Raw genomic sequence first — 13,656 nt, 5'->3', positions numbered from 1 at the left:
GAAAGGGAGGTTCGGTATGGGATTCGGCAAAAGCAGAAAAAACGGCAAAAAAAGTAAAAAGAGCAGAACAACAGTCTGCATAATAATAACAGCCGCAATTTTTGCAGGCTTTGCAATCAGGCTTGTCGATTGGCAGCTTGTACAGGGAAAAAGCTACAAGAGTCTTGCCGCAAAATCAACGGGATATACCGAAAAAACCGACGCAACAAGGGGCGAAATCGTTGACCGCAACGGTGTAGGTTTTGTTGTAAACACCACAAAGTATAAAATAGTCCTCAATAAGCTTTATATTGAGGAGGACAGGCTTGACGGAATTTTACTTGAACTTGCTGATATTCTCACAAAAACGGGAGATGCAAGAACAGATTCATTGCCGATTTCGGTCGGCTCGGACGGCAGTTGCGTTTATAAAACAAGCCGTGAAGAAGATGCGGAAAAACTTCTGTCATCGGATTTTCTTGATATGGACAGGAACACAAGTGCCGGTGATTGCTTTGACGCACTTTTAAAACGCTACAAAATTTCCGACAGGTTAAGTATAAGTCAAAAAACAACGCTCGTTTCAATTCATTACAATATGGAACTTGAAAAGTATTCAAATTCAAACCCTTATGTTTTTGCCAAAAATATCAGCCGAAGTGCCGTGAATGCCGTCAGCGAAAATACTCAGGGTGTGAGCGGTGTTGAAATTCAGACCTATCTCACACGAGGTGCTTCGGACCCGGACCTTGCACCGCACATCCTCGGCGCACTCGGTTCGTTGTCGGAAGATGAATACAATGAGCTGAAAAAACAAGGCAAGAGCTATTCCTATGATGATAAGATAGGCAAATTCGGAATTGAACTTGCCTGTGAAGATGACCTCAAAGGCAAGGGCGGAACAAGGGTTATTCAGCGAAATGCTGACGGAACTCTTGTTGAAAGCATTGAAACCGAGAGTGCAAAACCGGGTAACACGGTCTACCTTACAATTGATTCAAAATTGCAGAAAACCGCTGTAAAATCGCTTGAAGAAAATGTCAAAGCGGCAAAACAGGCGGGCAAGGAATCGGGACAGAAAAATAACGGTGAGGACTGTGAAACAGGTGCAGTTGTAATGTTGTCGGTCAAGGATTTTTCGGTACTTGCGGCGGCAAGCTATCCTACATACGATTTGAACAGGTACAGCGAATACGGCTCGTACTATGTCAAACTTTCCGAAAACAAAAATTCTCCGATGTACAACCGTGCAACAGTCGGAACATTCGCCTGCGGTTCGGTGTTTAAGCCGTGTGTTGCGGGTGCGGCTCTTGAGGAGAAAATCATAACCGATAAAACGAAAATCTACTGCAAACAGGACTATGATTTTTACCCTACCAATGTGGTAAGGTGTATGCACTATCACGGCAGTCTTGATGTTACGGGCGCAATTGAACAATCGTGCAACTACTTTTTTGCCGACACGGGCAGAAGGCTCGGAATTGAACCGATGTATCTGTATGCGCAGAAGTTCGGTCTCGGCGAATACACGGGTGTTGAAATTGAGGAATCAAAGGGAACTCTTGCAGGCAGAGACAGCACAAGCTGGCAGGTCGGCAACACGGTTTCAGCCGCAATCGGTCAGTCCGACAACGCATTTACTCCCGTTCAGCTTGCAACCTATGTTGCGACAATCGCCAACAACGGTGAGAGGCTCAAAACACACATTGTTGATAAAGTTACAAATTATGAGCGGACGAAAACCGTAAAATCGACAGATGTTGAAAGCTACGGTGATTGCGGAATTTCAAAGAAGAATCTTGATATTGTTCGCAAGGCGATGCTCGGCGTTACTCAGAACGAAAACGGCACGGCAAATTATATGTTCGGTGATTATAAAGTTAAGGTTGCCGCCAAAACAGGTACGGCTGAAAACTCGGGCTCAGACCATACAACATTCATTTGCTATGCTCCGTATGAAAAGCCCGAGGTCGCAATTGCCGTTGTAATCGAACACGGTGCAAAGGGCAGATATTCAATGCAGGTTGCAAAGGATTTGCTGGACGCATATTTTAATTGAAAATTGAAAATGGAAAATTGAAAATTATGGTCGAGAATACGATATGTTAAAAGATAAAACAAAAATCCCGACCGTATAATGGCTGAACGACCAAACATAAAAAACTTATTTTTTGCTTTTAGCATTAAAAATCAATGAAATTATTGTGCAAACCGTTAAAAATGAAGAATAATTTTATTAACTATCACTAAAATATCAACAAAAATTTTGGCTGATAAAAATAATGTTCGTTTCTTGCTCTTTAACGGATTTTGTGATAGAATATAGCAGAGGTAGAATTTATTATGGATAATGTTATAGTTGTAGCGTCGGGAAAAGGCGGAACGGGTAAATCAACCGTCTGCATTTGTCTTTCCGTTGCTCTTGTAAAGCAGGGCAAAAGAGTCTTGCTTATTGATTGTGATTGCGGAATGCGTGGTCTTGACATTATGCTCGATATGGAGCAGGACATAATTTTTGATGCGTCGGATGCCGTATGCGGCAACTGTACATTCGGTGAGGCTGTTTACAAAAGCAAAAACAATGAGAACCTCTACCTTATGGCGGCTCCCTTTGACACCGAAAACGAACTAAGTCCCTCGGTGTTTACTCAACTTGTCAACTCAGTAAAGGACAGCTTTGATTTTGTCCTTATCGACTCCCCTGCCGGAATCGGTTCGGGCTTTGAAACTGCGGCGGCTCCTGCCGACAGAGCCTTGATTGTTACCAATGCAGAGCCGACGGGTGTGCGTGGTGCGGTTAAGGTGAGGAGAAAGCTTGAGTCAATGGGAAAAACAAATATCCGACTTGTTATCAACCGCTTTGACCGAAAGCTTTTTACACAGCTCGGTTTTTATGAAGACCTCGACAGCGTTATTGACGCAACACAGACACAGCTTATTGCGCTTGTGCCGTTTGACATCCGTATTTCGGTGATTGTTCAGCGAGGTGTTGCCGGACTTAACTGGAGTGCGGCGGCGTCCGTTTTTGACTGTCTTGCACAGAGGCTTGAGGGAAAACATATTCCCCTTGCTTTCAAAGGGTAGTTTGTGCGGGGTATTTTGAGTTAAAGTTTTGAAACTAATTTGATATGAAATAAATGTCTGGAGGAAATATATATGAATATAGCCCTTATAGCTCATGATGAAAAAAAGGAACTGATGGTGCAGTTCTGCATTGCTTACTGCGGTGTTCTCAGCCGCAACAACCTTTGCGCCACCGGCACAACAGGCAAAATGGTGTCAGAGGCAACAGGTCTTACAATTCAGAAATTCCTTGCAGGCTCTCAGGGTGGAAGTCAGCAGATTGCGGCAAGAATTGCGTGCAATGAGATTGATATGCTTCTCTTTTTCAGAGATCCGCTCAATCCAAAGCCGAACGAGCCTAACGATATGAATATGCTCCGTCTTTGCGATATGCACAACATTCCGGTTGCAACAAACATTGCAACTGCCGAGGTGCTTATCCACGGTCTTGAAAGAGGCGACCTTGACTGGAGAAATATTCTCAAATAATTTAATTATTTTCGCTTTACATATCGGGTGGTGTAATACTGCCCGATTGTTGTGTTTTTTAGGGAGATTTTTTCGTTTCCCTTTTCTATAAAAGATTGTAATTTTCGGAGGGAAAAATGGCACTTATAACCAAGAAAATCAAGGGTACGGAAGATGTTCTTCCGAAGGAAAGCTACAAATGGCAGTTTGTTGAAAAGATTATGCGTGAGGAGGCTCGCTCCTACGGCTTCAGAGAAATCAGAACTCCCGTGTTTGAACACACAGAGCTTTTTGCCCGTGGCGTTGGTCAGACAACCGATGTTGTTCAGAAAGAAATGTACACATTCGACACAAAGGGCGGTGAAAGCGTAACACTTCGCCCCGAGGGTACAGCCGGTGCGGCAAGAGCCGTTCTTGAACACGCTCTTGAAAACGAAGGACTTCCGATTAAGGCAAGCTACTTTGTTTCATGCTACCGATATGAAAAGCCACAGGCAGGCAGACTTCGTGAGTTCCACCAGTTCGGTATTGAGGAGTACGGCACACAGGATCCTGTTGCCGATGCAGAGCTTATCAGCCTTGTAAGCTCCGTAATCAACAGACTTCAGATTGACAGCGTTCATCTTCAGATTAATTCTATCGGCTGTCCGACCTGTCGTGCGGAATATCACAAGGCTTTGAAATCATATTTTGAGGGTTATAAGGACAAGCTGTGTGACACCTGTCTTTCCCGTCTTGACAAAAACCCGATGAGAATTCTCGACTGCAAAAGTCCTATCTGTTCCGAGATTGCAAAGGACGCACCTAAGATTACAGACTATCTTTGTGACGAGTGCAGAAACCACTTTGACGCAGTTCAGAAATATCTTGATGCCGCAGGCATTGAATACACGGTTGATCCCACAATTGTAAGAGGTCTTGATTACTATACAAAGACAGTATTTGAGTTTGTAACCGATTGTATCGGTGCTCAGGGTACTGTTTGCGGCGGCGGTCGTTATGACGGTCTTATCGAGGAGCTCGGCGGTAAGCACCTTCCCTCCCTCGGTTTTGCAATGGGTATGGAAAGACTTCTCATGGTAATGGATAAGCAGGGCATTGAGATTCCCGACAATGACGAGTGTATGCTCTACATTGCGACAATGGGCGATGCCGCAAAGGTTAAGGCTTTTGAGCTTATCAAACAGGTTCGCAGCTGCGGAATGATTGCCGAAACCGATGTTATCGGCAGAGGACTTCGTGCTCAGATGAAGTATGCCGACAAGATTGACGCAAGATATTCAATCGTTTTGGGCGACAACGAAATCGAGCAGAACACAGCCAAGGTCAAGAATATGGAAACAGGCGAAACAGCCGAGGTTACTCTTGACGGGCATTTCATGGAGAAGTTCATCGAAATTCAGCTTTCGGACGAACAGAAAAATAAGTAATAAAAGAAAATTTTCGGTCGGTCAGGCACATTAAAAATGCCGACCGATTCATATAAAGGAGCATATACAATGGCAGAATTTATGACAGGAATGAAGCGTACCGATTATTGCGGAGATTTGCGTATCGGTGATGTCGGCAGAGAGGTAACTGTCTGCGGTTGGGTACAGCGTTGCCGTGACCTCGGTCAGCTCATTTTCATTGACTTGCGTGACCGCACAGGCATTGTTCAGCTTGCATTCAATGACAAAACAGACAAAGAAATTTTTGATAAGGCATTTTCATGCAGAAGTGAATTTGTTCTTGCCGCAAAGGGTGTTGTTTGCGAAAGAAGTTCAAAGAACAGCGAAATTCCCACAGGCGATATCGAGGTTGTTGTAAGCGATATGCGTGTGCTTTCAAAGGCACAGACGCCGCCTTTTGAAATTGTTGACGATACAAACACAAACGAGGAGTTAAGACTTAAATATCGTTATCTTGACCTTCGCCGCCGTCCTCTTCTCAACAATCTTATGATGAGAAGTAAGATTGCAAAGGTTGCAAGAGATTATTTCCACGACAACGGCTTTGTTGAAATTGAAACTCCTATGATGATCAAGTCAACTCCCGAGGGCGCAAGAGATTACCTTGTTCCGTCAAGAATCCACAACGGCAAGTTTTATGCTCTCCCTCAGTCACCGCAGATTTACAAACAGCTCCTTATGCTTGCGGGCTTTGACCGTTACATTCAGCTTGCAAGATGCTTCCGTGACGAGGATCTTCGTGCAGACCGTCAGCCTGAATTTACACAGATTGATATGGAGCTTTCATTTGTTGATGTTGATGAAATCCTCGAAATCAACGAGGGCTTCTTCAAAAAGCTTTTCAAAGAGGTTTTAAACATTGACCTTGAGGAGCACTTCCAGAGAATGACCTACAAAGAGGCTATGGAAAGCTACGGTTCGGACAAGCCAGATATCCGTTTTGACATGAAGATTCAGGACATTTCGGACCTTGTTAAGGACTGCGGTTTCAGCGTATTTACAAGTGCAATTGAGAACGGCGGTTCTGTAAGAGCAATTGTAGCCAAGAATGCGTCGTCGGTCTACACAAGAAAAGAAATTGACAAGCTCACAGAATATGCAAAGGGCATCGGCGCAAAGGGTCTTGCATATGTAAGATGGGTTGACGAGCCTAACGCATCATTCAAAAAGTTTATGAGCGAAGAAGAGCTTTCTGCAATCTACGAAAGACTCGGTGCGGAAAAGGGCGATGTTATCCTCATCGTTGCCGACAAGAACAGCACGGTTCTTTCAACACTCGGCGCACTTCGTCTTGTTGTTGCAAAGCGTCTTGACATTATCCCCGATGTATTCAAGTTCCTCTGGATTGTTGACTTCCCGTTCTTTGAATATGATGAGGAAAGCGGTGAATGGCTTGCAATGCATCACCCGTTTACAATGCCTAAGGAAGAGTGCCTACAGTACCTTGACACAGATCCGTCAAAGGTTATTGCAAAGGCCTATGACCTCACACTCAACGGTGTTGAGCTTTCAAGCGGTTCAATGCGTATCACAGACTATGAACTCCAGCAGAAGATGTTCAAGGCTTTGAAGCTCACCGATGAAGAAATCGAAGCAAAGTTCGGATTCCTTGTTGAAGCCTACAAATACGGCGCACCGCCACACGGTGGTATGGGTATCGGTCTTGACCGTGTTACAATGCTGATGTGCAAGGCTGACAGCCTCCGTGATGTAACAGCATTCCCGAAGGTTCAGAATGCAAGCGAGCTTATGTCTGCGTGTCCGGCAGAGGTTGACGATGAAAGCCTTGAGGTTCTCGGAATCAAGGTTGTCAACAAGGAAGATTGATTAAGGGTACAATTATATGAGTCCGGATACAATTGCAACAATCATCTCTGTGTCGATAGTCGTACTTGCAATAGCAATTATAGTTACGGTAATTGTCAGTAAGATAAGACATCTTTCAAGAACATTGTTCGGTACAAGCTCCCTTATTGAGGGCATTCAGGGCGTGAAAGAGGATCAGGAGCAAATGCGTGAAACTCCCCGTTCGCTTCACGGAATGACCTCGGTTTATATGCCAATGATAAAAAAGGATTTTCCCGAGCTTGATGTTGAGCAGTATATGAACAAAACCCGTTCACTTTTGCGAAACTACTTTTCGGCGGTTGAGTCAAAAAGGCTCGGCGTTATTGCGGAGGAGGTCACTCCGAATTTTACAAACTATGTTCAGGGAATTATCGACCAGCTTTCATCTGTTGCAAATACACAGCACTATGAGGATGTCAATATTTACGATGTTCAGATTGCCCGCTATATAAAAAACGGTGCAACGGTAACGATACTTTTTGAGGCATCTGTCGGTTACTTTTCGTATGTTACCGATATGAACAATGAGGTGACCTTTGGCAGCAGAGAGAACAGAATGCAGACAATCTATGAGGTTGAGTTGATGTATGTTCAGGACGCTGACCGGCTTCATAACAGAGCAACCGCTCTCGGAGTGAATTGCCCCAACTGCGGCGCTCCCGTAAAAACGCTGGGAGAAAAATTTTGTCAGTTCTGCGGAACTGCAATAAAAGAAATTAACATTCGTTCGTGGAGGTTTAATTCCGTAAACGAACAGACACTTCAACAGAGAAAATTCTGAAAGTTTGACGGTCGGGTTGTCAGAGCCAAATGCCCTCTTCCCGACCGTCTTTTTGCATTATTTATGATGGCAAAACATTGGAACAATAAAAAAACATATGCCATTCAGCCTGTTTTTTAATAATAGTATTGAAATTTTTCTTCAAACATATTATTATTAGTGTAACAGCAATATCTGAAAAATCAGCTATAAGCTACAAAAATTAAGGAGTTAAATTATGGGTATTATTAAAGCAGCGATAAATGCAGTCGGAGGCGGACTCGCAGATTCATGGCTCGAGGTCATTGAACCGTCCCCTATGGGCGACAACACCCTCATCTGTCCCGGTCAGCTTGTTTCGCAGAACGGCAAAAGTCAGAACAAAAAGGGTTCTGAAAACATCGTATCAAACGGTTCTGTAATTCATGTTTACGATAACCAGATGATGATTCTTATTGACGGCGGTAAGATTGTTGACTTTACTGCAGAGCCGGGTTATTTTAAGGTAAATAACAGCTCAATGCCGTCACTTTTCTGCGGTCAGTTCGGTGATTCGATCAAGGAAACATTTAACCGTATTAAGTACGGCGGAATCCCCTCACAGGCTCAGAGAGTTTTCTATATAAATCTTCAGGAAATCAAGGGTATTCCTTTCGGAACATCAACTCCAGTAAACTACTTTGACAATTTTTACAATTCAGAGCTTATGCTCCGTGCTCACGGTACATATTCAATCAAGGTTGTTGAGCCGTTCAAGTTCTATCAGGAGGTTATTCCGAGAGAGGCTGTTACGGAAAACAAGTCTGTTGATTTCGCAGATGTAAGAGCACAGTATAACGAGGAGTTCGTCGGCGCTCTCGGTTCTGCAATCAACCAGTATTCCGCCGACGGTGAGAGAATCAGCTTTATCAAGTCAAAACAGCGTCTTATCGGTCAGTATATGGCACAGACGCTTGATGAGGAATGGACACAGGCTCGTGGTATGGAAGTCTTTGCCGTTGGTATGGATGTTTCCTACACAGAGGACAGTCAGGAGCTCATCAATATGCGCAACAAGGGCGCAATGCTCTCGGACGCAGCAGTTCAGCAGGGCTATGTTGCAGCCAATATTTCAGAGGGCCTTAAAGATGCCGGCTCAAATGCAAACGGTGCAATGGCAGGCTTTATGGGCATGGGCATAGGTATGAATGCCGGCGGAAATATCATGGGCGGTTATCAGCAGAATCCGCAGTACCGTCAGCAGCAGCCGACTCAGCCACAGCAACAGGCTCAGCCGCAGCAGACTCCCGCTCCGCAGGCAGGCGGTGCAGCCGCAGGCTCATGGACTTGCTCATGCGGTGCGGTAAACACAGGCAAGTTCTGCTCGGAGTGCGGTTCAAAGAAGCCCGAGGCTCCCAAAAAGCGTTTCTGCACAAACTGCGGATATGAGCTTTCTGCAAATGCAAAGTTCTGTCCCGAATGCGGTACAAAGGCAGAATAATCTGAATTTTAAGTACAAACAATCCCTCTTCTCAAACGGAGGGGGATGTTTCAGAATTTAATTATAAGGGGTAAGTTATGGCAACTGTAAACTACACCTGTCCGAACTGCGCCGCTCCGCTGAAATTCAATCCCGATAAGCAGATGTTCAGTTGTGAATACTGTATGTCCGATTTTACGGAAAAGTATGTTCAGGATTTTTTTGCCAAGAAGGAGCAAAAAGAGAACAGCGCAGAAAAGCAGGAGAAAAAGGAACAGGAAAAGGCTAAAGAGAATGCCGCCAAGCAGGCGCAGAGCAATGACAGCGCACAGGCAGAAAACAAAACTGAGGAAGAGGCTGTTATCTACAACTGCCCAAGCTGCGGTGCTCAGGTTGTTACAACAGCGTCAACTGCGGCAACAACCTGCTTCTATTGTCAGAATCCTGTTGTTCTCGGCGGCAGACTTTCGGGTGAATTTAAACCCGACCGTGTGATTCCGTTCAAGCTTTCAAAGCAGAAGGCAATTGACAAGTTTCTTGAAATGTGCAAAAGGAAATGGTTTTTGCCGAAGAATTTTGTCAGCGAAAAGCATTTTGACAAACTCACGGGTGTGTATTTTCCGTATTGGTATGTTGACGAACAGCGTAGCGCACAGATGATTGCAAAGGGCGAAAAGGTTCGTTCGTGGACTGTCGGAGATGACCGTTACACGGAAACAAAGGTTTTTGAGCTCCACAGAGCAGGCAATCTGATTGTAAATAATGTTTTTGAAAGAGCGTTAAAAGGTCAGGACAGAGATATGCTCCAATGCGTACACCCTTACGATTTGGGCGAGGCTCACCCGTTTGCAATGTCCTATCTTTCGGGTTTTCAGGCAGAAAAGCGTGACATTGAGCAAAATGAGGTTGCACAGGCAGTTCAAACAAGAATCAACGGATACTGTCAACAGCTTATGAAAGACACGGCAAGCGGATACAGTGCCGTTCAGATTCAGAACTACAACGATAAAATCGACCTTGAAAATTGGAACTATACCCTCTTGCCCGTTTGGGTTGTAACCTATAAATACAGGGGTAAAATTCTGCCGTTTGCAGTTAACGGTCAGACTGGCAAAACCTACGGTGAGCTTCCTACCTCCGCAGGAAAGCTTCTTGCTTTCGCTGCAATTATTGCCGCAGCGCTTATGGCACTCGGCTTGTTGGGAGGTCTGTTGTTCTTATGATGAATGTTACAAAAAGACTTTCCGCAATGCTTGCGGCAATGATTATGGTTTTCTGCACTCCGCTCTTTGTTTTTGCGGCGGGACAAACAGAACTCCGTGATGACGCCGAACTGTTTACCTCGGAGGAAGAAACACAGCTTCAGGCGGAACTTGACGCTTTTGCTCAAAAAACCGGCTGGGTTGCGGTTATCTATACTAACAACGAGGGCAAAACCGAGGACAATATCAAACCGTTTGCAAACCGTTATTATGCCGACAAATACGGCAAAACTACGGCGGGCGTTATACTCACGATTGATATGAAGGGCAGAGCAATCGACTTCAGAACAAAAGGCGATGCAATGTATTATTTCGGCGATGGCCGTGTTAATACTCTTCTTGATGATGTTCAGCGTGATATGAAGCAAGGCAACTATTACAGTGCTGCCGAACAATTCCTCTATTATGTTGACCACTACTATAACGAGGGTATTGACGATGACGAGTCAAACGAAAATATTGATTTGCAGGAAAAAGAGGATAACAAATTCCTCTATGTCGTAAAGCATTACGGCATTGTCATTGCGGGCGGTTCAATCATTGTTGCCGTTATTGTTGTTATTGTAGTGAAAAACCGTTACAAGCACAACGGCAAAGCAGGAACTTATGACCTCAAGAAAAACAGCAAGACTATGCTTACCGACAAGAAGGATATCTTCCTGACAAAGCATGTTTCCGTCACAAGAATCCGGAGTGATTCCGACAGCTCGGGCGGTTCATCAAGCAGCTCCTCCGGTGGCGGCGGTTCATCGGGCGGCGGAAGCAGAAGCTTTTAATGCTGAAAACTATTTGAATTTTGCGGAGAATGCTGTATTCTCTGTTTGGGGGCGGCAGAAATGCCGTCCTCTTTTAATGTGAAAAAATTATGAGGAATATTGAAATTATTCAAAAACTGAATACCATGCACACAGCCTGTGAAAGCGAACTTTTACAGCTGATTACAACTTACGACGAAAAAGATTTTGAATATCTTCGCAAATGTGCAAGAGATACTGCCGACAGAATTTTTGGCAACAAAATCTATATCCGTGGTTTGATTGAATTTTCGAGTATATGCAAAAATGATTGCTTTTACTGCGGACTTCGCCGTTCAAACGGCAATGCCGTGCGTTACCGACTTTCAAAGGATGAAATTCTCTCATGTTGCCAAAACGGACACGAACTCGGATTCCGCACATTTGTGTTGCAGGGCGGTGAGGACGGATTTTTTACAGATGATGTAATGTGCGGTGTTGTGTCGGAAATAAAAAATAGATTTCCCGATTGTGCCGTAACGCTATCGCTTGGCGAAAGGTCGTATGAAAGCTATCAAAGACTTTTTGACAGCGGCGCAGACAGATATCTTCTCCGTCACGAAACAGCCGACAAAAAACACTATTCCATGTTGCATCCGCCCGAAATGTCACTTGAAAACCGAATGCAATGCCTGTATAATTTAAAGAGAATAGGTTATCAGACAGGCGCAGGATTTATGGTCGGTTCACCGTTCCAAACTCCCGAAATGCTTGTCAAGGATTTAAAATTTATTGAAAAATTAAGTCCCGAAATGTGCGGAATAGGTCCGTTTGTACCGCACAAAGACACAAAATTTAAAAATGAAAATCATGGTGATGTAAGCCTTGTGCTTATGTTGCTTTCAATAATAAGGCTTTTAAAGCCGAACATTCTTTTGCCGGCAACAACCGCCTTAGGTACGGTTGATCCGCTTGGTCGGGAAAAGGGCATTCTTCACGGTGCAAATGTTGTAATGCCCAACCTTTCCCCTGTTAAGCACAGAAAGGATTACTCGCTCTACGACAACAAAATCTGTACGGGAGACGAAGTGGCGCAGTGTATCGGCTGTCTTGCAGACAGAATGAAAAAAATCGGCTTTGAAATCGTGACCGACCGAGGAGATTACAAAGCGGATATTTAATCCGAAAGGAAATATTATGAATAAATACGATAAAAATTCGCTGAAAGCGGAGGAGTTTATCAATGACGGGGAGATTCTTGATTCCCTGAAATTTGCCGATGAAAATAAAAATAACCTTGAACTTGTCGATAAAATAATCGAAAAGGCAAGGCTCAAAAAGGGTATCAATCACCGTGAGGCAAGCGTTCTTTTAGCTTGTGAAGATAAAGAGAGAATCAAAGAAATCTACAACCTTGCCCGTCAGATTAAGAAGGATTTTTACGGTGACAGAATTGTTATGTTCGCCCCTCTCTATCTTTCAAACTACTGCGTAAACGGCTGTGTCTATTGCCCGTATCATGCAAAGAACAAGCACATCTGCCGTAAAAAACTCACACAGGATGAGGTCAGAAAAGAAGTTATCGCACTTCAGGATATGGGACACAAGCGTCTTGCAATTGAGGCAGGCGAAGATCCCGTAAACAACCCGATTGAGTACATTCTCGACTGCATAAAGACCATTTATTCGGTCAATCACAAGAACGGTGCAATCAGACGGGTTAATGTGAACATTGCCGCAACAACCGTTGAAAATTATAAAAAGCTCAAGGAAGCCGGAATCGGCACATACATTCTTTTTCAGGAAACCTACAATAAAGAGAGTTATGAACAGCTCCACCCAACAGGTCCCAAGCACAACTACAATTACCACACAGAGGCAATGGACAGAGCCATGCAGGGCGGTATTGATGATGTGGGAATCGGTGTGCTTTTCGGGCTTGAGCTCTACCGCTATGAACTTGCAGGACTTCTTATGCACGCAGAACATCTTGAGGCTGTTCACGGCGTCGGTCCGCACACAATCAGCGTTCCCCGAATCAAGGCGGCAGATGATATAAATCCCGATGATTTTGACAACGGAATTGACGATGAAACCTTTGCCAAAATAGTCGCAATTATCAGAATTGCAGTTCCCTATACGGGTATGATTATTTCAACCCGAGAGAGCGAAAGCGTTCGCAAAAAGGTGCTTGAACTCGGCATTTCTCAGATCAGCGGAGGCTCACGCACAAGCGTAGGAGGATATGACGAACCCGAATCGGAAGAAGAAAATTCGGCTCAGTTTGATGTTTCCGACAACCGCAGTCTTGATGAGGTTGTAAGGTGGCTTATGAACCTCGGCTATATTCCGTCATTCTGCACCGCCTGTTACCGTGAGGGCAGAACGGGAGACCGCTTTATGTCGCTTTGCAAGAGCGGTCAGATTCAGAACTGTTGCCACCCCAACGCCCTTATGACGCTTGAAGAATATCTTGTTGATTATGCAAGCGATGATACAAGGAATGTCGGTCAAAAACTCATTGAACAGGAACTCGAAAAAATCCCCAACGAAAAAGTCCGCACCATTGCAAAAGAACATATTTTTGACATAAGAAACAACAATAAAAGAGATTTCAGATTTTGACGGAGGG

General features: G+C 44.4%; 11 protein-coding genes. All 11 read left to right on the top strand.

Features of this window, described 5'->3' with window-relative positions:
* Positions 1-16 precede the first annotated feature (16 nt).
* The gene (locus AC2HW8_RS03040; protein WP_484327135.1) at positions 17-2,038 is read left to right on the top strand and encodes a peptidoglycan D,D-transpeptidase FtsI family protein; all 2,022 of its coding nucleotides are present in this window, start codon (positions 17-19) and stop codon (positions 2,036-2,038) included.
* A gap of 284 nt (positions 2,039-2,322) precedes the next feature.
* Complete coding sequence (locus tag AC2HW8_RS03035; protein WP_015523031.1) at positions 2,323-3,063, top strand: septum site-determining protein MinD; 741 nt, start codon at positions 2,323-2,325, stop codon at positions 3,061-3,063.
* Positions 3,064-3,135: 72 nt separating this feature from the next.
* Entirely contained in the window at positions 3,136-3,531 is a 396-nt protein-coding gene (mgsA, locus tag AC2HW8_RS03030; RefSeq protein ID WP_015523032.1) for a methylglyoxal synthase, read from the top strand.
* A gap of 116 nt (positions 3,532-3,647) precedes the next feature.
* On the top strand, positions 3,648-4,940 hold the full coding sequence (hisS, locus tag AC2HW8_RS03025) for a histidine--tRNA ligase (protein ID WP_117837980.1): 1,293 nt from the start codon (positions 3,648-3,650) through the stop codon (positions 4,938-4,940).
* A 69-nt stretch (positions 4,941-5,009) separates the two neighbouring features.
* Positions 5,010-6,788, top strand: coding sequence for an aspartate--tRNA ligase (aspS, locus tag AC2HW8_RS03020; protein ID WP_046431057.1), 1,779 nt, complete (start codon positions 5,010-5,012; stop codon positions 6,786-6,788).
* Positions 6,789-6,804: 16 nt separating this feature from the next.
* Positions 6,805-7,590, top strand: coding sequence for a zinc ribbon domain-containing protein (locus AC2HW8_RS03015; RefSeq protein WP_484327134.1), 786 nt, complete (start codon positions 6,805-6,807; stop codon positions 7,588-7,590).
* A 217-nt stretch (positions 7,591-7,807) separates the two neighbouring features.
* Positions 7,808-9,049: an SPFH domain-containing protein gene (locus AC2HW8_RS03010; protein ID WP_021883867.1), complete on the top strand. Its 1,242-nt coding sequence runs from the start codon at positions 7,808-7,810 to the stop codon at positions 9,047-9,049.
* A 77-nt stretch (positions 9,050-9,126) separates the two neighbouring features.
* On the top strand, positions 9,127-10,251 hold the full coding sequence (locus tag AC2HW8_RS03005; RefSeq protein ID WP_117885477.1) for a TFIIB-type zinc ribbon-containing protein: 1,125 nt from the start codon (positions 9,127-9,129) through the stop codon (positions 10,249-10,251).
* Positions 10,248-11,066: a TPM domain-containing protein gene (locus tag AC2HW8_RS03000; protein ID WP_117885480.1), complete on the top strand. Its 819-nt coding sequence runs from the start codon at positions 10,248-10,250 to the stop codon at positions 11,064-11,066. The genes AC2HW8_RS03005 and AC2HW8_RS03000 overlap by 4 nt, the downstream gene beginning before the upstream one ends.
* Before the next feature lie 89 nt (positions 11,067-11,155).
* Positions 11,156-12,205, top strand: a complete 1,050-nt coding sequence (gene hydE, locus AC2HW8_RS02995) for a [FeFe] hydrogenase H-cluster radical SAM maturase HydE (protein ID WP_484327133.1) — start codon at positions 11,156-11,158, stop codon at positions 12,203-12,205.
* A 16-nt stretch (positions 12,206-12,221) separates the two neighbouring features.
* Positions 12,222-13,649, top strand: coding sequence for a [FeFe] hydrogenase H-cluster radical SAM maturase HydG (hydG, locus tag AC2HW8_RS02990; RefSeq protein ID WP_046431074.1), 1,428 nt, complete (start codon positions 12,222-12,224; stop codon positions 13,647-13,649).
* Positions 13,650-13,656: the final 7 nt, after the last annotated feature.

The organism is Ruminococcoides sp. (genome assembly GCF_057037865.1).
The sequence above is the reverse complement of the archived record's forward strand: the minus strand, read 5'-3'. Positions and strand labels throughout refer to the sequence as shown.